We start from the raw sequence: 24,386 nt of genomic DNA, 5'->3' as shown, positions 1-24,386 counted from the left end.
TCAATTTCTTATCTAATAGTTACCTGAGTGGCACCAAAGCCATACTCTTGGAAAGAGGCATCCTGCAAATCGTGGCGAGGAAACTTCCGATGGATTAAGTCCCACACCGCTTTCCTCAGCACCCCCTCACCCTTACCGTGGATAAAGATTACCTTCTCCCCCACGTGATTAGGCTTGCGTCGGCTACGGAGTACCTCCTCCACCTTCTCAAGCTGTATCTCAAGCATATCCTTAGGCTCCATGCCAAGGGTACTATCCACCAATTCATTAATGTGGAGGTCTACCACCAGAGGCTCCCCCTTGTGGCTAGCGACACCTTTTCTAGCTCTTCTCTTAGGGCTATCCAATTGCACTTTAGCCCGCATCATCTCGCTAGCCAATTGCTCTGCCTCCACCTTTTTAGTCACCAGTGGCTGATCCTGCTTTACTAGCTCAAAGGTGATCGCCCCATCATCAAAGTAAGGGCTCTCCACGAAGGCACCCTCCTTCAAAAATCGAGCACCATCTATCTTCAGCTCAAAGCTCATCGCCTGCTTAGGTTGGTAGGCGATACCACCCTCCTTAAAGGCAAGTAGCTGCACCGTTGTCCGACTACGCTCTGGTAGCTCCAAAGGGTCGAAGCTCTCCAGCTCTTCACTGCTATCAAAGGGTACCACCCCGCTATACCTCAGCTCCTGCTCTGCTCCGCGACCCGAGCTATAGGCTACAAAGAGGTCGTAGTTGGAGTCATTCACCAGGTAAACCTCATAGCGACACCGCCCTATCTGGCCTCCCTCCTCAGGAAGGTAGCAGAGCGATACATTCAGTCGCTCCCCCTCTGAGTCGCTACTGCGTTTCACTGTAGGGCGAATCTCTGGCTGTGAGGTCGCTTTATTAGGCGAAGGAAGTGGACTCTCTTTCGACGACAAACTAGTCTCTGGTCCCTCCACCTTCAGCACTTCAGACTGAAGCACCGGCACCTCAAAGCCACTCTCATCCTCTACATAGACTACCCCACTACTGCGGAGTACTCTACGCACCACACCACCACCAGTGGCATCCATAAATCGGACCCTATCCCCCACCTTAAGTGCTTTATCTATTCCCATAATGATACTTTTAGAATACAAATATAACCAAAATTAAGGAGAAAGAACCCACACAACGCTCCTTCGACCCTTTTCTAGCCGACAGTCTCTCTATACCAGTCCAAGAGACACACAAAAAAATAGAAAGACAGCTCACGCGCCCCAACCCTAAATCGGACGAATAACCAATAATGTGGCGCATTAAAAAGTCAAAAAAGCACCTTTGCAACTTGCTGAAATACAGCGAACTATAAAAGGCAAAATTGAGATGCAACTAAGCGATTGTTTAGTTGCAACTAAGCATTTGCTTTGTTGCATCTCGTCGATCGCTTAGTTGCATCTCAACTTTTGCTCCTCTCGGGCCTTGTTTTTTTGGTGGTAAGGTACAGGGAGAATAGTCCTCCACTTTCACTCTCTATTGTGTCGAGCAGTATATCGCTTGTGATTCCTATTTGGAGGTTACTAGCGAGTTGGGATTGTGCTTTTTTTGGTACCTTTGGGCTATGAAAGGATATCTATATAATGTGACTATTAGCGGTGATCGTAGTTGTAGTGGCGACCTACTCTACTACGTGGAGCACCGCCTTTTCCCCGCTTGGTCGGAGCGAGAGGGCTGGAGTGCAGCCAAGCTACTCAGGATCCCTACTCCGGTGGAGGATGGTATCTCTGTTGCCCTCCAATTTGAACTCACTTCCCCCGCATTACTTGAGGGGTTTGAGCTAGTTGAAGACCCACTCGTGACCCGTGTACTAGAGTTATATGGTGAGAGGGTTGGATTTTTCCCCACCCTTATGGAGATTATAGGTCGATGAAGAGCGAAGAGGTGATACGGGCGGAAGGGTACCATGTCCCAGTGCTGTGCGAGGAGAGCGTCCAGGCATTAGTCACCGACCCCAATGGTATCTACATTGACTGTACCTTTGGTGGCGGTGGACACTCACGTCGCATCCTAGAGGCACTCTCCCCAAAGGGGCATCTCTTCGGACTAGACCGCGACCCCGATGCAGCCCGCGAGTGCCACATTGAGGATCCACGCTTTACTTTCGTCCGCACCAACTTCCGCCACCTCCGCCACTTTATGGACTTCTACGGTATTGAGCAAGTAGATGGCATCTTAGCCGACCTTGGGCTCTCTAGCCACCACCTAGATGATGAGCAAAGGGGATTCTCCTTTCGCTTCGATGGTCCCCTTGATATGCGAATGAATAGCAAAGGGGGGCAAACCGCTGCAGAGCTGATCACCGCCCTTGATCGCGACCAGCTTGGGGCTCTCCTCGCCACCTATGGCGAGCTCAAGGGGAGCTACCGTATCGCTACACTTCTCAAAGAGGCCTCGGAGCGTGGGCAGCTCTCTACTATTGGAGAATTACTCACCGCAGTGGCACCAGTAGTGCCAGAGAGAGATAAGCAGTCGCTAGCCAAGCTATTCCAAGCTCTCCGAATCGCTGTCAATGATGAGATAGGGGCACTCCACCAGTTACTCAGCGATGGCTGCCAGCTGCTAGCACCAGAGAGGCGATTTGTGGTCATCACCTATCACTCACTCGAGGACCGACCCGTTAAGCACTTCTTCCGCACTGGAAATATTGAGGGTATCCGCCAAACAGACACCTTTGGTGCTCCCATCACCCCCCTCAAACCACTACAAGCCAAGCCCATCCTCCCCTCCCAAGAGGAGATCGCCCTCAATCCTCGTGCACGTAGTGCAAAGCTCCGCATCGCCATTAAGCAAGGGGACTCGGAAGATTAAGCTATTGCCCTAAGCCGCCTCTACTTTTCTTGTAAAACATCTCACACCCACACTTGAGAAAATCGTGTGGTTGAATGACATCTACCCAATAAAAGGAAATGGGCAAATAAAAAGGAAGTGGATGCGAGGCGATGATTGCAAAACCACGACATCCACTTCCAAGAGTGGCTTGAGTGGACACTAAAGGCAGAAGTGTACACTCTCTGCTGCTCCATTGCTGTGCATATCAATGTCGTGAAGCTTCACAGATTCACGCTCATCTTCCTGATCAAATCACCACATCAGCAATCTTAGCCCTCTTCGTGTTGCGGTCAAAGAAAGGGAATTGACTAGACTAAGTCGTTCTGTGGCACCTCTCCAACCCTCGAGAGAGATACAAAATGCACATTGAAGGCAGGTTTTCTGACTTGTCTCCGTCTCCAGCTCCTTCCCATAAGAGACTACTCTCACAGTGGTTTACGCTAGAGCGTTTGGTAAGACTTACAGCAGCGGGACTGTACAGGACTTTCACCTGTTTCCCTTTTAACCTTAATGGTCGAATAACCACCAAAGCACCTTCATACGGCAAAGATAATAACAATTGCTAAATCTACCAAATCACCACCCGCGAATATCTTGGAGTTCTCCTCCTCCCAACCTGACAGAAAAAGCGAATAGGAAGTCACAACAAAAAGTGGTACCTTTGCAGGAAGTTTTCGCATACGAAGAAGCGGTTTATAAAGACAATATGGAGACAATAAAAACAATATATAAGATAGGACACGGGCCATCGAGTAGCCATACTATGGCACCAAGGCGAGCAGCAGAGATGTTTGCCAAGCGATTTGAGGGTAGCCTTCCCAGCCGTTTTAGAGTCACCCTCTACGGCTCTCTTGCCGCCACTGGAAAGGGGCACATGACCGATGTAGCGATCCTCGATGTGCTAGAGCCACTAGCACCGACTAAGATCCTTTGGGAGCCCACGATTGTGCCAGAGTTCCACACCAATGGAATGCTCTTTGAGGCACTCGATGAGAGTGATAAGGTACTCGACGAGTGGAAAGTCTACAGTATCGGCGGTGGCTCATTGGCCAATGAGAGCTTTGATGAGAGCCGCCATGATGAGATCTACCCTCACCACACCCTCACAGATATTATGGTCTACTGCCAGCAGCATCGGATTAACTTTTGGGAGTATGTGGAGCGGTACGACGATCCCTCCGTATGGGATCACATTGCCGAAGTATGGCAAGTGATGAGAGAGGCTGTCCAAAGAGGGCTAGAATCCGATGGAGTACTTCCAGGAGGGCTCAACCTGCGTCGCAAAGCTGGCGAGTACCTGATTCGCGCCAAAGGCTATAAGAGTAATGTCAGTAGCCGTGGACTAGTTTACTCATACGCACTCGCCGTTTCGGAGGAAAACGCCTCCGGTCACGTGGTCGCCACCGCCCCCACCTGCGGTTCGTCGGGTGTGGTACCAGCGGTACTCTACCATCTACAGACCTCCCGTGAGTTTCCCGATCGTATGATCCACCGAGCTCTTGCCACAGCCGGACTGATTGGCAACCTTGCCCGTACCAATGCCTCCATCTCTGGTGCCGAAGTGGGTTGCCAAGGTGAGGTGGGTGTAGCGTGTGCTATGGCAGCAGCTGCCGCCAACCAACTTTTCGGAGGGAGCCTCAATCAGATAGAGTATGCAGCCGAGATGGCGCTTGAGCATCACTTAGGTCTCACCTGCGACCCCATCTGTGGTTTGGTGCAAATCCCTTGCATCGAGCGCAATGCTTTTGCTGCCGCCCGTGCATTGGATAGCAATACCTTCTCCGCCTTCTCCGACGGGTTCCACCGAGTTACCTTCGACCAAGTGGTAGAAGTGATGAAGCAGACAGGGCACGACCTCCCAAGTCTCTACAAAGAAACTTCCGAAGGCGGACTTGCCACCAACTACTGCATCATTCCCTAAGCGGAAGCACACTTAACACATATATATAAGGCGTATCTGGGTCTCCAGGTACGCCTTTATTTTTATCCTAAAGCTAGTTCAATGAAGAGTGTCACCAAGATCGGCACACTAAAGTCACAGACAAAGCCATGGTAAATGGCAGGCACCAAGTACTCCTTACCCGAGGCGTTGAGAATGGCTGGAAGTGTCACATCCATCGTCGTGGCCCCGCCAGCAGCAATAGGGGCAAGAGGACCGAGGTATTTTACCAAGAGCGGAGCCAAAAGGAGTGTCAAGAGCTCACGAAACACATTGGAAAAGAGGGCAATAGCACCTAGCGTAATCCCCAGCTTCTCCGTAATAAGGATACTCGAAAGAGAGTAGTAAGCCAACCCTTGCGATACCGCCAGCATCTCATAGAGCGATTGCCCAAGGAGCAAAGCAGCCACTACCCCACCACACATACTTCCAATGATTGTCAGAAAAGGCAACACCAGTAGACGAGGAGATAGCTGCCTAAATCCCCTGATCGTATCACGATCATTTCCCACACTCAAGCCAACTAAAAACAGGAGCAGATAGAGCAGATAATTCCCCAAGTCCGACTCCACAATAGCAGTAGGAACTAAATCAATGCCCCCCAAGGCGAGCCCGAGGAGAAAGGAACCGAGCAATATAAGATTGGACTTCATACCTCCCGATCCTTTTTAGGACGCCCAAAGAGCCACGCCATCAGTACACTACCTGCAGTAGAGCACAAAGCTACCACCAGAGCAATCCCTACCACCACCAGTATATTGGCCATCTCACTCTGCGAGTGTGCCACCTCCAGCCCCAGCACAAAGAGTAGCAGACAGATCACCACCATCAAAGCAGTGCTAAGTCCCCTAATCCGTCTCCTCCTCAAGAGCCAACCACATACCACCCCCAGTAAAATACAACTAAATAGCTTCCACATCTCCTCACTCACCAATATCAATAGCTCCCCCTTGCAAATCTACCAAAGATTACCCTACCCTCCGCAACCCCATCCAGCCTTTCCTAAAACGCCAGAGGTCTACACCCCACTGTTAGGATCCTATCTTGTGGAAAGTGGTAGCAACCGAAATAAGTATGGTCCCTTGTGGCAGGACAAAAGTGTCGCCACAAGGGATCATAACTATTAGGATACAGCAAAGTACTTAACGAGGAGAGAGCCGCTTGATACTCTTTGCCGCCTCGCGCGAAACGAGCTGTGAAGAATCACCCAGCAAGGTAGAAAGGTGCTCTTTGATTTCTGCAGCTTTGCACGAATAATTATACCAGCCTAGTGCCTCAATACTAGCTACTCTCACCGTCTCGCTATTGGAGGCGTCAAGAGCAATCTTGATCAAGGCTTCAGCTACCCTCGCATCTGGAGAGTTACGGCAGCTACGTATCGCAAATAGCTGTTCTTTCACAGACTTCGCATCCTTGCTCTGAGGCAATAGCTCCTGTAGAAGACGCTCCCGTGCACTCTCAGCTGCCTGCATATCAGAGAGTAGCTTCTCCACCTGACTTGTAGGATATATAGGTGTGCGTGCCACGATGCTACGAAGCTCTTGAGAGAGCCTATTACCATCCATCATTTTGAGAGCACCGCTCTGCTTGAATACGATTCGCTTACAGTGGCTATCCTGCAACAAACTTTCTACTAGCGCTGGAGCCAATGCGTCCGAACCATTCTTTCCTAAAAGCTCAACGCTCATCCTCCGAATAAGTTCGTAGCTATCATGCACCCCCTCCTTGAGCACCTCCACGAAGTTGGCATCATTTATCTCACTCAATAACTTCAGTGCTTCTGTCCGTACAATCAGACTATTTGAGGTACGATAGGCATTGAGGAGCAGATCCGACACTTGTGGGTAATCCATTCGGTATAGCATCTTGAGTGCCAAAGCCTGCAAATCTCCCGATGGCACACGTAGCTGTTGCAACCAGTAATTGGCATCCCTAGCTCTTAGCACCAATTGCTGGCTAAGGTTACTTGGCACTAGCTGGCTATCCGATACGAACCTAAAGGTTGGGTCACCGATAAGGTGGGTTTCAAGGTACATTACCTGCTGATGCCACGAGCCCAACCGCATCCCATTTGCGAGGAGCCCAAGTAGCTCATCTGGCCACTTATCTTGGATCACGTTGACCGAATTGGCTTGGACTGCAAGAGTAGTTCCTTCATTAAAGATATATTCTGCCGAAACGTTTTCATCAAGATGAAATGATCCGTTATAGCATGCATCGAGCATCACAAATCTCGCCGCTGGCGCAATGGCACGGAGGTCATCAATATAGATATCTAGGCTTCTATTGAATAGAGAGTCGGCTGCTTCCTTCTCGGGAGTAAAGGTATCACTGATCCAAGAGATGGGGATATCTAGCTCCTTGGCAACCCTCTGAATCGCTTCATCAGGAGTCTCCCCTTTCCTTAGTCGCCTAGCTCTAGCACGTGCAAATAGCATTATATTCTCCTTAGAGATATCCACACTGCTCCCCTCTCGATATCCATTGATGTATTGATTTTGGGGGGCTCCGTGATGATGAAAGAGCATCACATCGAGATCAGGCTGCTGCACCTCGGTTAGGTAGTAGTACTTTGCGGGGAACTTATCATCATAGTCGATGGCCTTAAAGCGCCCAGTGGGCAGAAACACACCCTCCAGTTGCTCCCTTAGTGCGATTTGCTCTCCTGCCCACGCTTGCTTAGACTCCGAGTTGTAGCCATGGCCACGAGCCATAGTAAGGTGGTCAAGCTTATTCCGAGAGTGGTTAGTTCGCTCCCTCACCACCTTTTGTAGATACTTCGTCAATGACTGGTACTTCGTCTCACCCTCTCTATCATAGGGTCGGATACGTGCCGAATAGATATCGGCCTCTATCCTTTGTGCCCCTTCGCTCGAAAGGGAGTAGAAAAAGAGACCCGGTTTTGCCCCATCATACGGCAGTGGGACAAACTTTAGCCCAAAGCAATCATAGAAACGATCACTGGGCACACTTGAGCGCTCCCAAGGATACCTATTGGGATCCATCTTGAATGCCGATGTGAGATGATGAGCATCTCGGATCATCGCTACAGGTATATCCCCGATCAAGACACACCCCTCAAGTGGAGAGGAGGGGTCTTGATGAAGCTGTTGGAGAAGTGCTCTGATCTCATCAGGGCTACTCCAGTCATGAATAAGGAGATAGGTGCCAAGCCCATCTTGCTCCACCACATCTCGATAGGCATCAACTGCTGCCTTGGCGTTAGCATAGCTCTTACTATCTATCACAATGGCAAATGAAGTGGGAGTGACCACCCTAGGGGTCTCCACCACCTGTGCCATAAGTGATAGTGCACTAATCAATAGGGCGGTTATGCCCAATAATATTCTATTGTACTTCATGTTGTAGGTGTTATAAGTGTTAGAAAAAACAGCCCAAAGAACAAAGTGCAGAGGTACGGTGACCTAGACTTGAATTCAATGGGTGAGAATACCCCAATCTTGCCTTGAGGTATAGCATTGCACGGCTAGAGGATACTGGCTTTTGAGCATAGGAGATAGAAAGAGCCCCCTTCCACAGGTCCGCCACCATATAGTGATAGTCGGGCAGAGTGATATGCTCAGCCACAAATGAATTGACATACTGCCCATTGAGCTCTATATTAGAGTCGAATGCCCAAAGACGACCACCAGTAAAGGAGAGGTCGAGAGTGGGTGTAGAGGGTCTATCAAATACAAATACCTTGCGCACCTCTCCCATAATTGATGCCATTGAATACCCATACTCCGAGTGTGGTAAAATATACTGCTCCGAAGTTTGAGTAACCGCTCCATTCAATCCCAACAACCACTCGTAGGGGTGCTGACTATTCCACGACCATTGATAGGAAGCCTCTAAGTGATTGCGGTGCTTCAAATACCTACCGCTACGAGACAGCTCAATATAGCCTTTAAAGGCTTCTGTATTATCATACTTTACGATGTACTGTATTCCTTTGTGCTTACTCACATCGTAACGCAGAGAGAGAGTATGCTGTGACGGGCTCCCCTTGCTCTGTAGAGTGAGGCCCGCGAAAGAGGCATCTGCAAGGAGAGAACCGGTACGCTGAGGGACGGTAAAGCTAATCTCTGCATCTTCTACAGAGCTCTCAAAACCAAGATAAAACATAGTGCGCCAATCAGTATCAATATTGTACTGCAACTCACCACCCACAGTATTTCGGATGTAATTAGTGACCCGCCCAGAACCGATACGTGCCGTAGCACCCCCCATTCCGAACATCTCATAATAGGGTTGCTCCACATATATATTGATGTTTTGCATCCGGCTCTCCTCTTTGTACGACGCATACTTTAGGAGGAGTGAAAGCTGTGTTTCCTTATTGAAAAAGAGTAGGAGTGATGGCTGTAAATAGAGGGACATCGCATTATTATGTGATCTCACATCCCGTTGCTTGGCACCCTGCTCCGCCGAATAGCCAGCTGCTAGCCCAAAAGATAGGAGGCGATGATATACAGGAGTACCTGCCTTGAACTCTAGCTGATAGAGTTGATTTCTCCAATCACTATGATTTTCATCGGCCACAAAGTATGGGAGGTCACGATAGGGCCGAATCAGTGAAGCATTGTATCCCACCTCTTTGGCGATCTCTCTATCGTACTGAAACCTTCCCCAAAGGTGGTAACCATTCAATTGCACGGCCCCCTCTGCCATTGCCGAAAGGTCGTACAGCTTTTTGCCCTCCATTGCTCTGTGGTAGTCGCCCTTTTGCAATGCTCCTGACAAGCCCACAACGGTATACCTTTGAGCATTCTCTAGTGCCATCCCTGCTGCATTATTATGCATGGCAGATAGCTGCTCGCCCTTCAACTTATCCAATGAAGAGAGGCTATTAACCTCTTGAGCTATAAGGGCATTGGCACACGATAGGAATAGAAGTAGGCACAATAATTGATATCGCTTATGATTGTAGCTCATTTTACTAGTTCTTTTTTAGTGAATGGTTCCATGCTGGCATTTTTGCTCCATATCTCCGAAGCATCGGTGTAACACCTCTATCAAAGTCATTGGTGCTATTATTGGTATCTTGCAAGAGAGGGGTACCATCGGGCCGATGCCCTACTTTCTTTCGAGCCACACCCAGCCCGATGTAGGTATTACCGACATAGGTAATCCCCGCATCTATAAAGCTCGGCATACGCTTAGCATTGATCTTTGTTTCATTATCCACTGCCTCAACGCCATCTAACACATACTCTACAGGTATCTTGGCATAGATTGTGTTGCGCTTATTGCTCAGGTCTTTGGCTTGTAGTGACAAGTCATTGACTGGGTCGTAACTCTCTCCTTTTGGCACCTTGAAGAGCACATACGCACCTCCGAAAACAGTAGTCAAGTACTGCGGCACACGTCCCATTGACTCCTTGCCATCATTAAAGATGTGGATCATATCATACGCCGGCTGATCTGGGAATTTCTTATTAAACATATTGAATTCAAACTCCGAGCTGCTGCCATCAATAGGAGAATTAGGATTGTAAATGCTTAGCTGGTGATTGGCGGCGAACTGGGAAATAACACAGCTCTCACCTGGCTTCAGTGGATACTCCTCGCCTGTGCCTGGAAAGCGCCAAACGCGATCGGTATATAGATACTTTCCAGCATCCTCCTTAGGCCATATAGGCAACTTTGTAGTCGCAGTACCTGGATAAAGGACACAGAAGTAGAGACCGTCAAGGAAGCAGACCTCATCTGAATTATTATATATCTCATAGAACTGGTCTCTGAAATACCGCTTGGGTGAACCACAGTAGTATATTTCCTTGAACACAAGGGGACTCAAACGTCCGTTCAACACCTCTAGCTCTACACGTGACCCATCTTGCAGAAGGGGATAGTTGAGTAGGCTACCATTGGGGTAAGAGACTTCACCATCAGCCCCTACCGTCTCACCAGAGATATTGATAGAGTAAATTCCAGGTAGCACTCCCGATACTTTGGTCTCATGACCCGTCAATGGATAAGAATAAGCCACCTGCTCATATTCATTGATCAGCTCCACCTTTGCACCTGATGCCGAATCAAAGTCGGGGATAGCAGTATTCGCCACAATAGTCACCGAAATAGGCTGCACTAACTCAGTGTTTCTAGCTTGTTCAAAGGAGTTACACCCCATAGAAGAGAGCATTAAGAGGGCTATCAATGACAGCCACCCAAAGGGGTGATGAGTATATTTGGCATTCATCATACTATACTTTTACTTGATAATAATTGTCAACTCAATACCGTAGAAAAAGGCTTTATTTCGACTATAAAATGTACCTGGTCGTCGCTTCGACTCCACCCTCGGATAGCTTCTAAACATATTATTCGCAAAGAAAGAAAGCCGCATAAAGTCGCCAATCTCCTTGGTAAGGTTGAAGTTGAAATTATAGAGAGGTGGAAATAGCTCATCAATATACATACTATCATCTCTATTTCTCAAAAGAGATGAAAACTCAGGCTCCTTTGCACGTGACACATCAAAAGGATATATCTTACCATCTACCTTAGAGATATAGGCAACCGGGATGGTATCGTTACCCATCTGGTAGCGATCCAATTCACGCCATATAGCCTCTGCAGTGAGGGTCAGTACAAGGCCAAGCTCTGGGATGTTATGTGTAGCTCTGATAGAGCTAGTCACCTGTTCATAGATATGCTTTTCCATCCCTTTTTCATAGAGTGCGGTATGGGTACGGTGTGCTCCCGCTTCACTACTTCTACCATCATAGTACTCATAACCATTATTAAAGTTTTTGGACCAAGCCCATGCACCTGACAGCGAAATTGTAGTGCGGATAGCATCAATGCGCTTAAGTGTCAAGTCCCACTCCAGTCCCCTACGGTAAGAAGTCAAGTGGTTAGATGGGCTGTAGTAGGTAGCAAGCACGGGATTAGAGGCAGAGAGCTCAAAACGTGGGCCATCGGCCCCCGCCACACGCTTATACTCATTGTAAATAACTGGCTGGTGCTTTGGAGTAAGCGTATACCCATTATCCATACGCTCATCATAGGCAGTTACCATCAATTTTCCAATAGGTGTCTTAAGGTCAATGCCCACCTCGGCTTTACGATTTGTAGCAATCTCTAGCGATTTATTTTGGGTATCAAATACTCGGGTAGTAGTCATAAAAGCTTTATCCTCAAGGTTGCTAGCCATCTCATTTATATTAATATATTCAAAGTAAGCACGCTCGGGATAGAGATAGAGGAGTGTAGGCATTTTGGCTGTTACTCCATAGGCACCTCTTACATAGAGCCAATTGGGGACTATCTCAATAGAGAGATTGGTACGTGGGGAGAGCTTTCCACCCACGAGGGATATTTGATCCCAGCGAAGACCCGCCTGCCAATTCACGAGGTGACGACCGGCTATCTTCCAACTAAAGTTTTCCTCAGCAAAGAGACCCAGCTCGTGCACAAAAGGGATCTCACGATAGGGACGAGGGCGAAATGTAGCATTATGGGCTGCAATATTACGAAATGGAGGGAACTCTGGTGAGAACTCCTTTCCACGTCCAATATTGCCATCGACTGAATAATTGAAGCCCAATAATATCCGGTGATTAGTAGCTCCTAACTTACCGAAAAATGTTGCCGTTGCGCTAGAGAAAAAACTAAGCTCACGCCCATATAGGTCATAGCGACCTTTGTAATTAGAGGGGAGGTAATGAGCATAGTGAGTCGGATCTACCCCATCATACTTGGTCAGTGGCTTTCCCGAAACATCGTAGAGCACCCTACCTGGCTGATTGGCAATAACGGCACCATCAACATCAGTCATAGAATATGGAGCCGTTGCAGAAGTATAGAGCTGGGTAAGGAAGCTATACTTATCATAATAACTGCCCGACACCACATACTTAATATTCTTCAGCCACCCCTTGTCAATGTTAATAGTACCATTGCTATTCATTGCAAATCTCAGGTTGCGGCCATCCGACTCCAGCTCATTTGCGGCATCATCAGGGTTGCGATCTCGCTTATCGCGTCCGTACCATAAATCCAGAGAGGTATTGGTACGCCATTTGCCATCAAAGAATGTATTCGAATAGAGAAGCTTACCAACCGCCCTAGTAAAGTAATTGTACGAAGAGATTGGCGAGCTAGTATTCCTCGCATATTCGCCACTCACATTGAGGGATCCTCCATTCTTATCAAAAGAAAAGCCCTTGTGAGCAGAGAAGTGGTAAAGATTGGGATTAGTACGTGCCTTGATCACTAAAGGGGCCCGACCCGCCTTGGAGGTAATCAAGACAGCGCCTGAGGTAAGGTCGCCATGAGATACAGAGGGGACACCTCGTACCACCTCTACCGACTCCACACTCTCCAGAGAGAGCAGACGAGTATCAAAGCCACCCGCTGGAGAAGCGCCACCCGATAAAGTCGAGGTGCCTCCTCTTACAGAAGGATTCATCACCTGTAGATTGGCATTATTGGAGATAGGAGCTCCATCCTGCACAATGGCCGTTCCCAAAGCATTGATATTATCATCTCCACCTGCCGAGCGAATAGTCACCTGGCTTGCAGTAGAAAGGGAAGGATTAGTAGAAATACCCCCAGGCAAGAGCGACATTAAATCAGAAAGGCTCACCGCTTGTAGGTGCTCCATTGCCATTGTGGAGATTTTGGATGATGTGGATTGCCCCGCCTTACTGGACTGTGCAGTCACCACCACTTCCTTTAACCTAAAATCCTCATCTCGCATCACAAAGTCGAGCCGCTGATCACCACTCACCACAAGAAGGGTATCAATGGTCACTTTGCCAATAAAGGAAACCGTTAGTCGCACCTTACCCGAAGGCACTTCCTTGATATGATATGCACCATCTACAGAGGTTATCGCACCCATTCCATAAGCGGGAATCGAAACCGTAGCTCCAGGGAGAGGCTCCTTGACACCATTTGAGATTTCGTAAACCGTCCCGCTTAGATGATTCTTAGATTGTGCCCACACATTAGCCGGCAATAGAAGCATCAGAATAAGGAGGATTGGCATATAACGCCACGACACACTTCTAATCATATTTTATTAATTAAACGAATTGTTATTGTTTATTGCAAAGGTAATAAATTCCAGTAACTCTATTCTCCCCTATACTAGGTATATTGATTGGTAAAGGAAGGCGTGGGGATCGGAATAAAATGGTACCTTTGGGGAGAGGAAGGGGGAGGCGCGGAGAAAGCGTATGAAACGGCTTAAGATAGTAGCAGAGAGCTCGGTGCCCTACATTCAGGGAGTGGCGGAAGAGCTGGGGAAGGTGACCTATCTCCCCTCGGAGGAGTTTGCCCCGGAGGCAGTGAAGGAGACGGATTGGCTGATTATTCGGAGTACCACGAAGTGCGGTCGAGCGCTTCTGGAGCACTCTCGGGTGCAGCTGATCACCTCGGCGACGATCGGTTTTGACCACATCGATACCCACTTCTGCCACCAGGCGGGCATCACCTGGTACAATGCCCCCGGCTGTAATGCCGAAGCGGTGGCGCAGTACTTTGCCACTGCCATAGCCCTTAGGGCGGTGGAGTGTGGGTGGGATCCTCGTGGCAAGGTGATAGGAATTGTAGGGGTGGGCAACGTAGGGCGTAGGGTGGCACGAAATGCCCGGGCGCTGGGGATGAAGGTGCTTCTCAATGACCCTCCACGGGCAAGGGCAGAGGGGTCGGCAGGCTTTGTCTCACTCCAAGAGATAGCCACGAGGGCCGATATCATCGCTTTTCACGTGCCACTTATTAAGGAGGGGGAGGATCGGACGGTGCACCTACTAGATGATAGGTTGGTAGATCTACTCCAAAGGAAACCGATCATCATGAATGCTTGTCGTGGCGCAGTGACCGACACCTCGGCCCTACTGAGGGGTTTGCGTGAAGGCAAAATCACAGACCTAGTGATGGACTGCTGGGAGGGGGAGCCCAATATCTCGCAAGAGCTACTGAAGCAGACTTGGCTAGCCACACCGCACATCGCTGGCTTCTCTGCTCAGGGTAAGGCCAATGGTGCACGGACATGCATAGAGCATGGTTTGGAGCACTTCGGACTAAAGCTCAGTAGCTTGGAGCCACTCTACCCAACCCCCTTGAGCGCTCCCCTACTACATCTCTCTAGTGACCAACCTCTATGGGAGGCACTCTTACAAACCTTTGGCATCAGAGGAGTGGATCGTACCCTTAGGGAGCGATCCCAAGAGTTTGAAACCCTTCGGCGAGAATACCACTACCCCTATGAGCCCTCGGAGTACCAGCTCCGGAGATGTGAGATGGGGGAATGGGCAGAGGCAGCACAAGGCATTGGTTTTCGGATAATAGACTGATGAAGATTCTTCTCCTCAATACCTACCCGAGTGGCGGTGGTGCTGCAGTGGCGTGCCAGCGGACAATGGCACTCCTCTCACAGGCAGGGATGGAGGTGCGGATGCTCACCATCACAGAGTTTGGGTGGCAACATCGGGTCAGTTTCCTTGCCGACCTCCTAGATACGCTCCGTGCTGTCGGCTACCAACGCAAAAACCTCTTTCGCTTCTCCACTGCCCGATACGGTCTTGATATTGCCCACCACCCATGGGTGGCGTGGGCGGAGGTGGTTCATATTCATTGGGTACAGCAAGGGTTTCTATCCGTCAAAGGTCTGGCAGAATTGCTCTCCATAAAAGGGAAACGGTTTTTCTGGACCCTCCACGACTTCTGGCCACTCACGGGCGGTTGCCATATCCCCTACTCTATCGGAGCAAATGGCGAGACCTCTTTTTGCCAAAGATTCACCGAGGGATGTGGAAGTTGTCCGCTTATGGGTAGCAAAAGCAAGCAGGACCATTCGAGTAGGCTCTTTCAGGCGAAAAAGGATCTTTCGCTTGAGCAAATACACCTCGTGGCTGTGAGTAATGCGGTGGCAAAAGCGGCCGATGCGTCGCCCCTCTTTAGTAAGAGTGCGATCACGGTGCTACACAATCCGATAGACCTGAAGCGGTTTTGCCCAGATTCGGCTACGAAAAAGCAAGAAAGCAGCCTCTTACTCGTTGCCTCACGCATTGATGATCCCGTGAAAGGACCCGATTTATTAGTGCAAATGCTCCGAGAAGCAAAGGCACTCTCCGAAGAGTGGGCAAGCAGTGCAAGCATCACTTTGGTGGGGCAAATCAAGGATAAGTCTCTACTAGAGCAGATACCAATCCCCTACCGACATATTCCCCGAGCCGAGGGAGAGGAGCTGGTAAAGCTCTACCAAACGGCCTCCACCATCCTCTCCACCTCAAGATACGAGACGCTTGGGCAAACACTTGTGGAAGGCATCGCTTGTGGTACCCCTGCCATCGCCTTTGGCGTAGGTGGGATCCCCGATATCATTCGCCCGGAGAGTGGCAATGGTCAGCTCATTCAGCCATACGACACCACTGCCATGGCTCGTGCCGTGACACACACACCCACTCCAAAAGATAGAAAGCAGATTGCCGACACCGTCTGCTCCTTCGGCATCGACGCCGTTGCCCCCCAGTTGCTCCACCTCTACACCCTCTAACCCCCACCTATTAGGACTTTAGCAAAACTTTAGTTCTTAAATCTGCTTCACGCCTATTTCACCTGCTTATAAGGGGTTCAATACTACAAAATAGAGCAGGTTTCAAAGCACCAAAACCGCCCTTCAGAATCCCTTGATATCCAACAACATATAAAACCGTCAACTGAGATGCAACTAAGCAATCGGTTAGTTGCATCTCAGCAAAAGTTTAGTTGCAACTAACCGATTGCTTAGTTGCAACTAAACTTTTGGCTTCTCAGAACAGAAAATTTTGTACGGTTCATGGACTCCTAAAGTAACAATCGGCAAAAAAAGATGGTGAAGTAGCTCATGAGCCACTCCACCATCCGATGTGGGTATCGTAAGATAAGGGTTACTTGCTGTAGTCGTAGAAGCCTCTACCGGTCTTACGGCCGAGGAGGTTGGCACGAACCATCTTGCGAAGTAGGGTATGAGGGCGGTACTTAGGATCGCCATACTCATTGAAGAGCACCTCCATAATAGCAAGGCATACATCGAGCCCGATGAAGTCGCCCAGCTCGAGTGGTCCCATTGGGTGGTTGGCACCCAACTTCATAGCGGTATCGATCTCCTCTACGGTAGCGACACCATCGGCATATTCACCGATCGCCTCATTGATCATAGGGATCAGGATACGATTGACTACAAATCCAGGGGCTTCATTGACCTTCACTGCCACCTTGCCGAGCTGCTCACAAAGCTGTAGCACGGTGGTGAGGGTGGCTTCGCTAGTGAGCTGGCCAGTGATCACCTCTACCAATTTCATCACTGGTACGGGGTTGAAGAAGTGCATACCGATCACCTTCTCTGGTCGCTTGGTAGCCGCTGCTAGCTCGGTGATAGAGAGAGAGGAGGTATTGGTGGCGATGATCGCCTCGGGCTGTAGGATAGAGCAGAGGTGGGTGAGGATCTCTTTCTTCACCTCCATCTCTTCGCTCACTGCCTCAATCACGAGGTCGGCATCCTTGACCTGCTCAAAGTCGGTAGTGGTGGTGATGCGAGCGAGGATAGCGTCGCGATCCTCTGCGGTCATACGTCCTTTATCTACCTGACGATTGAGCCCCTTCTCCATACGAGCCATAGCTCTGCCTAGTGACTCTGTAGAGCGACCTTTCATAGTCACTTCTAGAGACTTCTGTGCCATAGTCTGTGCTATGCCAGCACCCATGGTGCCATTTCCGAGTACTACGATTTTCATAATATCTTGTTGTTTATTATTGGTTTTGGAATCTAAAACTTTGGGGTCCGCTTCTCTAGGAAGGCACTCATCCCCTCCTTTTGCTCGGGAGAGGCAAAGGCGTTGCTAAAGAGGTGGTTTTCGATGGCGATGGCGGTATCAATATCGGCTTGCAGACCACGCTGGATCGCCATCTTGGAGAGGGCAACGGCGTGGGGTGACTTAGCGGCGATCTCCTCGGCAATCGCTTGGACCGTGGGTAGAAGCTCTTCGGGTGCTACCACTCTATTGACGAGCCCTATTCGAAGAGCCTCATCGGCTGGAATGATGCGGGCGGTGAAGATCAATTCACTCGCCACTCCGGCACCTACTAGGCGTGGTAGCCTTTGGGTACCACTGAAGCCGGGAGGGATGCCGAGCCCCACTTCGGGCTGACCGAACTTGGCCTTTTCGGAGGCGATACGGAAGTCGCACGCCATAGCGAGTTCGCACCCTCCGCCAAGTGCAAAGCCGTTGACAGCGGCAATCACAGGGATGGGAAGGAGCTCTAGCTGGCGAAAGACTTTGGCACCACGCTGACCGAAGGTGAGTGCCTCCTCGGGGGTGAAGTGCGACATCTCGCTGATATCGGCACCAGCGACAAAACTTCGACCCGCCCCAGTGACGATGAGCACGCGGGTGGAGGGGGCTAGATGATTGAGAGCATCGCCGAGCTCCTCGAGCACTCGGGTAGAGAGTGCATTGAGGGCCTCGGGACGGTGGATGGTAATGGTGGTGATTGCCCCATTACCATCCACTTTAATGGTCTGATACTCCATCATCTCAACGCTCCTTATCTTGGAGAGCTTGGAGTTTCTGAGTAAGGATAGGGACGATCTTGTGGAGGTCGCCTACCACGCCGAGGTCGGCTACTTGGAAGATAGGTGCGAACTTATCTTTATTAACGGCGATGATGTACTCACTCTCCTCCATACCAGCCAAGTGCTGAATAGCTCCTGAGATACCAAGGGCTAGGTAGAGGTCAGGGCGAACGGTCTTACCGGTCTGACCTACCTGACGCTCGTGACCGATGATACCAGCATCAACCATAGCACGTGAAGAGGAGACTTCGGCATTGAGGGTCTCGGCCAGCTCTTGTAGCTTGCTGAAGCCATTGCCAGTACCTACGCCACGGCCACCTGAGACAAGTACGTTGGCCTCGGTGATATCAATGAGTGTCTTGGTCTCTGTCTCTTTACGGATCAGGCGAACTCTCTGGCACTTCTCAATATCAAAGGGCACCTCTACCTTTTCTACCACACCCTTACGACTGGCATCGCTTGGCTTACGGCGCATCACGCCTGGACGAACGGTAGACATCTGTGGTCGGCTGTTCTTACAGATGATGGTAGCCATAAGGTTACCTCCGAAGGCTGGACGGGTCATGAGCAGATTGCGTTCCTCATTGATATCGAGTGAAGTACAATCGGCAGTAAGACCGGTGTGAAGCCTTGACGAAAGTCTTGGACCAAGGTCGCGACCAATAGTGGTAGCACCTAGAAGTACGATCTCGGGCTTGTAGGTGTGGACGATATGGCAGATGGCCTCGGCATAGGGCTCTGTGATATAATCCTTGAGGAGGTTGTGATCTACCACCAGCACTCTATCGGCACCAGCATGGATGAGCTGCTCTGAGAGTGGCTCTACCCCCTTACCGAGGAGTACTGCTGTTACCTGCTCGTTGATTGAATCGGCAAGGTCGCGGGCTTTTCCAAGCAACTCAAAGGCAACATTCTGAACGATGCCATTGCGCTGCTCTGCAAATACTAGTATACCTTTATATTGTTCCATAGTCGCTTCTTAAATAATAAATTTCTCTTGCAGTTTTTCTAAGATGATATCGGCAGCCTCCTCTGGGGTCAGCTCTTCGTGGAGTGTACCCATGGCCTTGGCACCCTTGGTAAAGGACTTGTTCACGTTGGTAGGCGATCCCTTGAGCCCTAGGCGAGTCTCATCAACTGGGAAGGAGCCGAAGTTGAGCTCTACAATCTCTTTGTCAAAGGCGGTCATGATGTCGGAGACATTCATGTAGCGTGGCTGGTACGCCGATGCCAAGAAGGTGAGCATGCAGGGGAGGTCTACCTCTAGGTATTCGTGACCGTCCTCAAGGTTTTTCTTGACGGTGAGGGTCTTCTTACCATCATAATCAACATGCTCTACGTAGGTGATCTGTGGGAGGTCGAGCTGCTCGGCAATCTGTGGACCTACCTGTGCGGTGTCACCATCGATGGCCTGACGACCTGCAAGGATCACATCATAAGGCTCTAGCGACTTGATGGCTTGGGAGATGGTGTAGCTGGTAGCAAGGGTATCGGCACCACCAAACTTGCGGTCGGTGATGAGGAAGCCTTTGTCGCAACCCATACCAAAAGCCTCGTAAAGAACAGCCTTGGCCTGAGGAGGTCCCATGGTGATGACATCAACCTCGGCACCGAAGCGATCTTTGAACTGTAGTGCCTGCTCGAGAGCACCCTTATCATCGGGATTCATAATACTTGGTACACCGGTACGGATGAGGGTACCCTTGACTGGATCAAGCTTGATCTCAGTGGTATCTGGAACTTGCTTTATGCAAACTAAAATCTTCATATTTCAGGAATGTATTTACTCGTTTTTACTTCAGTAGATTGGCTGCAATCACCATACGCTGTACCTCACTGGTACCCTCGTAGATCTCGGTAATCTTGGCATCGCGCATCATTCGCTCCACTGGATACTCACGGGTGTAGCCGTATCCGCCGTGGAATTGGACGGCCTTATTGGTCATCTCCATTGCTGTCTCGGCACAATAGAGCTTGGCACGAGCGGCAGGAACGGTGTAGGGCTGGCCGTTGTCTTTGCACCACGCTGCTTTACGAACAAGTAGCGACGCGCACTCGATGCGTGCCTCGAGGTCGGCCAACTGGAATTGGGTATTCTGGAACTTTGCGATACTGCGACCAAACTGCTTACGCTCTTTGGTGTACTTCACGGTCTCCTCCATAGCACCACGGGCAATACCAAGAGCCTGTGAAGCGATACCGATACGACCACCATCGAGGGTCTTCATAGCTACTTTGAAGCCTTGACCTACCTTACCGAGGAGATTCTCCTTTGGCACGATGCAATTCTCCATAATCAGCTCGCAAGTAGCTGAGCCACGGATACCCATCTTGAGCTCCTTCTTTCCTACTGAGAAGCCAGGGAAGTCTTTCTCCACGATAAAGGCAGAGATGCCCTTATTGCCAAGGCTCTTATCGGTCATGGCGAAGATGATGTAGACGTGGGCATACTCGGCATTGGTGATGAAGATCTTATTGCCATTGAGTACGTAGTGGTCTTCCTCCTCTACAGCGAAGGTCTGCTGACCAGCTGCGTCGGTACCGGCATTGGGCTCGGTAAGTCCGAAGGCACCAATCCACTCACCCGATGCGAGGCGTGGTAGGTAACGCTCCTTCTGCTCGGGGGTACCAAAGAACATAATTGGGTCGCAGCAGAGTGAGCTATGAGCTGATACCACTACGCCAGTGGTAGCGCAAACGCGACTGAGCTCTTCTACCGCCATGGTGTAGATCTGGTTGGTAGCTCCAGCTCCACCGTACTCCTTTGGGATGGTGATACCCATAAGGCCGAGCTTGCTCATCTTCTCCACGGTCTCGATGGGGAAGCGCTCCTCTTCATCTATCTCTGCAGCTAGAGGCTTTACCTCTTTCTCTGCAAACTCTCTAATCATCTGCAAGAAGAGTTCTTCCTGAGGTGTGTAATTGAAATTCATAATCAGTATTGTCTATATTATTATTTATGGACTCTATCTTTATTGCTTCATTGGCTGTACGTTTTCGTCGAAATGAAGCTCAGCCTCTGTTGCAGCTTGTATCTCTTCACGACTCACGCCATCGTATATCTCGGTGACCCAAAGACCTTTGCCCTTACGCACCTCAATCACGCACATCTCGGTGACGATCATATCTACCTGTCCCTTGGCAGTAAGTGGTAGGCGGCACTTCTTCAGGATCTTAGGATTGCCCTTGGCGGTGTGCTCCATAGCGAGGATCACCTTTTTGGTACCTACGAGTAGGTCCATAGCACCACCCATACCAGGGGCACGCTTACCTGGGATAATCCAATTGGCGAGGTCGCCCTCTTCATCTACTTCCAAGGCACCTAGTACGCTAACGTCCACGTGACCTCCGCGAATAATACCGAAGGAGGTGGCGCTATCGAATGTAGCCGCACCCGGCACAGTAGTGATGGCACCACCACCTGCATTGATCCAATCGGGGTCTTCCTGACCTGCTTCGGGAGTAGCTCCGAGGCCGATCATTCCATTTTCACTCTGTAGCATCACATGTACGCCTTGTGGCAAGAAGGAAGGAACCATTGTGGGCAGCCCGATACCGAGATTGACCACGTCACCATCCTTTAATTCGAGAGCAACTCTCTTTGCGATGACTTCTCTGACTTGTTGTTTGTCTAATGCCATAATCTTAGTCTTTATAGTATTTGTATTTATCTTGTTTTCAGTTTTGTAGCTCCTGACGCCGTACCATCTCTTGTGCGATAAACGAAGCGACGTCATCGGCATAAGTATTGGCACCAAATCCGGCATCATAGCCTAGTTCCTTGGCAAGCTCGTGGGTGATACGAGGACCACCGCAACAGACGATCATCTTGTCGCGAAGTCCCTCCGCCTCGATCATCTCTATCAGCTCGGTGAGGTTTTGAATATGAACATCCTTTTGCGTCACTGTCTGGGAGATGAGCAGAGCATTGGCACCAAACTCAATCGCCTTAGCCAAAAACTCATCATTGGGCACCTGGCTACCCAGATTGCGTGCCTCGATCATATCATAGCGCTCTAGACCGTAATGCCCAGCGAAGCCTTTCATATTCATGATCGCATCGATACCTACGGTATGTGCATCGGTACCGGTACTGGCTCCTAGCACTTTGATAGGCTTGCCCAAGTGGGTACGGATATAGTCGTCGGTCTCCTCCATCGACATGGTGGTCGACTCCACCTTGGGCACATAGATATTGCTATAATCTACCGTATGGGTACAGCTACCATAGCAATTGAAAAAGGTGTAGCCCTCGGTGAGCTCTTTCGAAAAGACCACCATAGGATTTTGGAAGCCCATCTCCTTGAGGAGCAACTTAGCTGCCTCCTCGGCCTCGGCACCCTTAGGTACAGGAAGGGTAAAACTCAGCTGTACCTTGCCATCGTTCATGGTGTCGCCATAAGGCTTCACCTTGGATAGGTCTAATGTCCTATCAAAACTTTTATCTTCGGTTGAATATAGTCCTCCACTCATAACTTGCCCGCAATCTTATTGTCTTTCATTAGTTCCAAAATAGGGTTGTAGTAGCGCTCCCCTTTGCACTTAACGCCATCCAGACCTTTACCACCATCTTGTGGTCGCTTGATATCCGCAAAGATACCCTTTGAAAGGGCAATAAAGAGACCCTCCTCCTGGATATCCTGCAATAGTGTCAATGCCTTCTCAAGCACATTCTTGGCACGGGTCTGCATGATACCATTCTCCTTAAACTCCACATCGTCGCCGATGGACTTCATGTTGTTGAAGATATAGCGAGCGTTCTCAATTGAGAGATATCGGTCGCTCATAAATGGGGTGTGTATCGCCTCGGTAGGCATACCGAGAAGTTGCAACCCTTGGTGTGTCCAGATACCGATCATATTGAATAGAGCATCTTGGATATGACCTCTAAAGATATTACCGGTCATAAACTTTGTAGGTGGCATATACTTCAATGGTGCCTTAGGGAAGATCTCCCTCGTCATTTGAGCCTGTGCCAATTCATAGAGGAAGCCATTTTCCACGGCAGGATCCATCTCAAAGGCGTGGCCGAGTCCCATCTGCTCTTCTGGGATACCCGCCTTGAGGGCAAATTGCTCGTTGATAAAGTCGGAAGCCAATACCGTATGTGCCTCCTCAAGAGCATCGGCAGTGGTGAGGTAGTTATCCTCACCGGTATTGATAATCACCCCAGCGAAACCATTGATCACACGACTAGTGTACTGGTCCACGATGGTTCGCTTCATATTGATATCCCTAAATAGAATGCCATAAAGGGCATCATTGAGCATCACATCGAGTCCTTCAAAAGCACCCATAATAGCAATCTCAGGCATACAAAGACCCGAGCAGTAGTTACAGAGTCGGATATAGCGTCCTACCTCCTCACCCACTTCATCAAGGGCTTTTCGCATAATGCGGAAGTTTTCTTGCGTCGCATAGGTACCGCCAAATCCCTCAGTAGTAGCTCCGTAGGGGACATAGTCGAGAAGGCTTTGCCCCGTGGTACGAATCACCGCAATGATATCGGCACCTTGGCGAGCTGCCGCCTGTGCCTGCACCACGTCCTCATAGATATTACCAGTCGCAACAATCACATAGAGATAAGGTTGTGGTCCTTCGCCCACCTCCTTGATAAACTTTTCCCTTCTGGCTCTCCTTGCTGCAATTCGCTCCATACCTGCCTTAATATATGGGGCGAGTATATCAGCCACCTCCTGCTCTGAGGCTGCTGGAAACTGTGTCAGCTTTATCTTACCATCCGACACCTCCTCAGCTATCTCCTGAGGCTCCTTTCCCGTAGCAACCATCGCGGATGCTAGATAGAATAGAGCTCCATTGGAGAGTGCATTCTCCTCCACTAGATGCTCCACCACCACATTGGGAAGCGGCACTTGATTTCCATCTACACCATCTATCCCTACAAAGCGACAAAGGGTGCGTTCTACGGCTACCGTCGTATATTCATCTACAAAGGTCTGTACATCCTCAGCAATAGCTCGTGCTGCCCCACGTGCTTGCTCCACCTTTGAGAAGTCAATTCCCACCTTACTTTTCATA

The 24,386-nt window shown here is 49.7% G+C and carries 20 protein-coding genes and 1 riboswitch; of the genes, 5 read left to right on the top strand and 15 right to left on the bottom strand.

From position 1 onward, the window contains the following. Window positions 1-8 precede the first annotated feature (8 nt). Window positions 9-1,088 carry a Smr/MutS family protein gene (locus tag A3GK_RS0102485; RefSeq protein WP_018027955.1) on the bottom strand — a complete coding sequence of 360 codons (1,080 nt, stop codon included), beginning with the start codon at window positions 1,086-1,088 and terminating at the stop codon, window positions 9-11. Between the two features lie 482 nt (window positions 1,089-1,570). On the opposite strand from A3GK_RS0102485, the gene A3GK_RS0102480 reads away from it, so the two are divergent. The 3 genes from A3GK_RS0102480 (at window position 1,571) to A3GK_RS0102470 (ending at window position 4,759) form a co-directional block, all read left to right on the top strand. Next, on the top strand, window positions 1,571-1,879 hold the full coding sequence (locus A3GK_RS0102480) for a DUF4286 family protein (protein ID WP_018027954.1): 309 nt from the start codon (window positions 1,571-1,573) through the stop codon (window positions 1,877-1,879). Next, a complete protein-coding gene (gene rsmH / locus A3GK_RS0102475; protein WP_018027953.1) occupies window positions 1,876-2,817 on the top strand; it encodes a 16S rRNA (cytosine(1402)-N(4))-methyltransferase RsmH in 942 nt (313 codons plus the stop codon). Before A3GK_RS0102480 ends, rsmH begins: the two co-directional genes overlap by 4 nt. 375 nt (window positions 2,818-3,192) lie before the next feature. Then, a riboswitch (cobalamin riboswitch) is annotated at window positions 3,193-3,391 on the bottom strand. Between the two features lie 153 nt (window positions 3,392-3,544). Next, window positions 3,545-4,759: an L-serine ammonia-lyase, iron-sulfur-dependent, subunit alpha gene (locus A3GK_RS0102470; RefSeq protein WP_026161668.1), complete on the top strand. Its 1,215-nt coding sequence runs from the start codon at window positions 3,545-3,547 to the stop codon at window positions 4,757-4,759. A 62-nt stretch (window positions 4,760-4,821) separates the two neighbouring features. Here the strand turns inward: A3GK_RS0102470 and A3GK_RS0102465 are convergent, their stop codons facing one another. From A3GK_RS0102465 to A3GK_RS0102440, 6 genes are all read right to left on the bottom strand, one after another. Further along, window positions 4,822-5,430: a lysine exporter LysO family protein gene (locus tag A3GK_RS0102465; protein ID WP_018027951.1), complete on the bottom strand. Its 609-nt coding sequence runs from the start codon at window positions 5,428-5,430 to the stop codon at window positions 4,822-4,824. After that, window positions 5,427-5,696, bottom strand: coding sequence for a LysO family transporter (locus A3GK_RS0102460; RefSeq protein ID WP_155799413.1), 270 nt, complete (start codon window positions 5,694-5,696; stop codon window positions 5,427-5,429). The genes A3GK_RS0102465 and A3GK_RS0102460 overlap by 4 nt, the downstream gene beginning before the upstream one ends. Before the next feature lie 223 nt (window positions 5,697-5,919). Beyond that, complete coding sequence (locus A3GK_RS0102455; protein ID WP_018027949.1) at window positions 5,920-8,139, bottom strand: HEAT repeat domain-containing protein; 2,220 nt, start codon at window positions 8,137-8,139, stop codon at window positions 5,920-5,922. 19 nt (window positions 8,140-8,158) lie between these two features. Beyond that, window positions 8,159-9,715, bottom strand: coding sequence for a DUF6850 family outer membrane beta-barrel protein (locus tag A3GK_RS0102450; protein WP_018027948.1), 1,557 nt, complete (start codon window positions 9,713-9,715; stop codon window positions 8,159-8,161). Between the two features lie 4 nt (window positions 9,716-9,719). Continuing rightward, window positions 9,720-10,985: a DUF4876 domain-containing protein gene (locus A3GK_RS0102445; RefSeq protein WP_018027947.1), complete on the bottom strand. Its 1,266-nt coding sequence runs from the start codon at window positions 10,983-10,985 to the stop codon at window positions 9,720-9,722. Between the two features lie 9 nt (window positions 10,986-10,994). Then, on the bottom strand, window positions 10,995-13,805 hold the full coding sequence (locus tag A3GK_RS0102440; RefSeq protein WP_026161666.1) for a TonB-dependent receptor: 2,811 nt from the start codon (window positions 13,803-13,805) through the stop codon (window positions 10,995-10,997). A 163-nt stretch (window positions 13,806-13,968) separates the two neighbouring features. Between A3GK_RS0102440 and A3GK_RS0102435 the strand changes: the two genes are divergently transcribed. Both A3GK_RS0102435 and A3GK_RS0102430 read left to right on the top strand, forming a co-directional pair. Next, window positions 13,969-15,087, top strand: coding sequence for a 4-phosphoerythronate dehydrogenase (locus tag A3GK_RS0102435; RefSeq protein WP_018027945.1), 1,119 nt, complete (start codon window positions 13,969-13,971; stop codon window positions 15,085-15,087). Continuing rightward, entirely contained in the window at window positions 15,087-16,289 is a 1,203-nt protein-coding gene (locus A3GK_RS0102430; RefSeq protein WP_018027944.1) for a glycosyltransferase, read from the top strand. The genes A3GK_RS0102435 and A3GK_RS0102430 overlap by 1 nt, the downstream gene beginning before the upstream one ends. Window positions 16,290-16,662: 373 nt before the next feature. Here A3GK_RS0102430 and A3GK_RS0102425 read toward each other — a convergent pair whose 3' ends face one another. From A3GK_RS0102425 to kamD, 8 genes are read right to left on the bottom strand one after another with little or no spacing between them, the layout of a single operon-like run. Then, window positions 16,663-17,508, bottom strand: a complete 846-nt coding sequence (locus A3GK_RS0102425; protein WP_018027943.1) for a 3-hydroxybutyryl-CoA dehydrogenase — start codon at window positions 17,506-17,508, stop codon at window positions 16,663-16,665. 32 nt (window positions 17,509-17,540) lie between these two features. Further along, window positions 17,541-18,308, bottom strand: a complete 768-nt coding sequence (locus tag A3GK_RS0102420; RefSeq protein ID WP_018027942.1) for an enoyl-CoA hydratase-related protein — start codon at window positions 18,306-18,308, stop codon at window positions 17,541-17,543. Window position 18,309: 1 nt separating this feature from the next. Next, the gene (locus tag A3GK_RS0102415) at window positions 18,310-19,317 is read right to left on the bottom strand and encodes an electron transfer flavoprotein subunit alpha/FixB family protein (protein ID WP_018027941.1); all 1,008 of its coding nucleotides are present in this window, start codon (window positions 19,315-19,317) and stop codon (window positions 18,310-18,312) included. A gap of 9 nt (window positions 19,318-19,326) precedes the next feature. Continuing rightward, on the bottom strand, window positions 19,327-20,115 hold the full coding sequence (locus A3GK_RS0102410) for an electron transfer flavoprotein subunit beta/FixA family protein (protein ID WP_018027940.1): 789 nt from the start codon (window positions 20,113-20,115) through the stop codon (window positions 19,327-19,329). A gap of 25 nt (window positions 20,116-20,140) precedes the next feature. Then, the gene (locus tag A3GK_RS0102405; RefSeq protein WP_018027939.1) at window positions 20,141-21,280 is read right to left on the bottom strand and encodes an acyl-CoA dehydrogenase; all 1,140 of its coding nucleotides are present in this window, start codon (window positions 21,278-21,280) and stop codon (window positions 20,141-20,143) included. Window positions 21,281-21,319: 39 nt separating this feature from the next. Further along, a complete protein-coding gene (locus tag A3GK_RS0102400) occupies window positions 21,320-21,988 on the bottom strand; it encodes a 3-oxoacid CoA-transferase subunit B (RefSeq protein ID WP_018027938.1) in 669 nt (222 codons plus the stop codon). Window positions 21,989-22,025: 37 nt separating this feature from the next. Further along, the gene (gene kamE / locus A3GK_RS0102395) at window positions 22,026-22,820 is read right to left on the bottom strand and encodes a lysine 5,6-aminomutase subunit beta (protein WP_018027937.1); all 795 of its coding nucleotides are present in this window, start codon (window positions 22,818-22,820) and stop codon (window positions 22,026-22,028) included. Continuing rightward, window positions 22,817-24,385: a lysine 5,6-aminomutase subunit alpha gene (kamD, locus tag A3GK_RS0102390; protein WP_026161664.1), complete on the bottom strand. Its 1,569-nt coding sequence runs from the start codon at window positions 24,383-24,385 to the stop codon at window positions 22,817-22,819. Before kamD ends, kamE begins: the two co-directional genes overlap by 4 nt. Window position 24,386 lies beyond the last annotated feature (1 nt).

It is taken from the genome of Porphyromonas somerae DSM 23386 (assembly GCF_000372405.1).
GTDB classification, from domain to species: domain Bacteria; phylum Bacteroidota; class Bacteroidia; order Bacteroidales; family Porphyromonadaceae; genus Porphyromonas_A; species Porphyromonas_A somerae.
Note: the sequence above shows the minus strand (reverse complement) of the source record. Positions and strands in the feature narration are given on the sequence as shown.

Excerpts from the sequence above, each read along its gene's own strand:
- A3GK_RS0102460 (WP_155799413.1), bottom strand. The coding sequence starts at position 5,696 with ATGTGGAAGCTATTTAGTTGTATTTTACTGGGGGTGGTATGTGGTTGG.
- A3GK_RS0102485 (WP_018027955.1), bottom strand. The coding sequence starts at position 1,088 with ATGGGAATAGATAAAGCACTTAAGGTGGGGGATAGGGTCCGATTTATG.
- A3GK_RS0102455 (WP_018027949.1), bottom strand. The coding sequence starts at position 8,139 with ATGAAGTACAATAGAATATTATTGGGCATAACCGCCCTATTGATTAGT.
- A3GK_RS0102415 (WP_018027941.1), bottom strand. The coding sequence starts at position 19,317 with ATGGAACAATATAAAGGTATACTAGTATTTGCAGAGCAGCGCAATGGC.
- A3GK_RS0102420 (WP_018027942.1), bottom strand. The coding sequence starts at position 18,308 with ATGATGGAGTATCAGACCATTAAAGTGGATGGTAATGGGGCAATCACC.
- A3GK_RS0102465 (WP_018027951.1), bottom strand. The coding sequence starts at position 5,430 with ATGAAGTCCAATCTTATATTGCTCGGTTCCTTTCTCCTCGGGCTCGCC.
- A3GK_RS0102425 (WP_018027943.1), bottom strand. The coding sequence starts at position 17,508 with ATGAAAATCGTAGTACTCGGAAATGGCACCATGGGTGCTGGCATAGCA.
- A3GK_RS0102435 (WP_018027945.1), top strand. The coding sequence starts at position 13,969 with ATGAAACGGCTTAAGATAGTAGCAGAGAGCTCGGTGCCCTACATTCAG.
- A3GK_RS0102450 (WP_018027948.1), bottom strand. The coding sequence starts at position 9,715 with ATGAGCTACAATCATAAGCGATATCAATTATTGTGCCTACTTCTATTC.
- A3GK_RS0102430 (WP_018027944.1), top strand. The coding sequence starts at position 15,087 with ATGAAGATTCTTCTCCTCAATACCTACCCGAGTGGCGGTGGTGCTGCA.
- kamE (WP_018027937.1), bottom strand. The coding sequence starts at position 22,820 with ATGAGTGGAGGACTATATTCAACCGAAGATAAAAGTTTTGATAGGACA.
- A3GK_RS0102480 (WP_018027954.1), top strand. The coding sequence starts at position 1,571 with ATGAAAGGATATCTATATAATGTGACTATTAGCGGTGATCGTAGTTGT.
- A3GK_RS0102405 (WP_018027939.1), bottom strand. The coding sequence starts at position 21,280 with ATGAATTTCAATTACACACCTCAGGAAGAACTCTTCTTGCAGATGATT.
- A3GK_RS0102440 (WP_026161666.1), bottom strand. The coding sequence starts at position 13,805 with ATGATTAGAAGTGTGTCGTGGCGTTATATGCCAATCCTCCTTATTCTG.
- A3GK_RS0102470 (WP_026161668.1), top strand. The coding sequence starts at position 3,545 with ATGGAGACAATAAAAACAATATATAAGATAGGACACGGGCCATCGAGT.
- rsmH (WP_018027953.1), top strand. The coding sequence starts at position 1,876 with ATGAAGAGCGAAGAGGTGATACGGGCGGAAGGGTACCATGTCCCAGTG.
- A3GK_RS0102445 (WP_018027947.1), bottom strand. The coding sequence starts at position 10,985 with ATGATGAATGCCAAATATACTCATCACCCCTTTGGGTGGCTGTCATTG.
- A3GK_RS0102400 (WP_018027938.1), bottom strand. The coding sequence starts at position 21,988 with ATGGCATTAGACAAACAACAAGTCAGAGAAGTCATCGCAAAGAGAGTT.
- kamD (WP_026161664.1), bottom strand. The coding sequence starts at position 24,385 with ATGAAAAGTAAGGTGGGAATTGACTTCTCAAAGGTGGAGCAAGCACGT.
- A3GK_RS0102410 (WP_018027940.1), bottom strand. The coding sequence starts at position 20,115 with ATGAAGATTTTAGTTTGCATAAAGCAAGTTCCAGATACCACTGAGATC.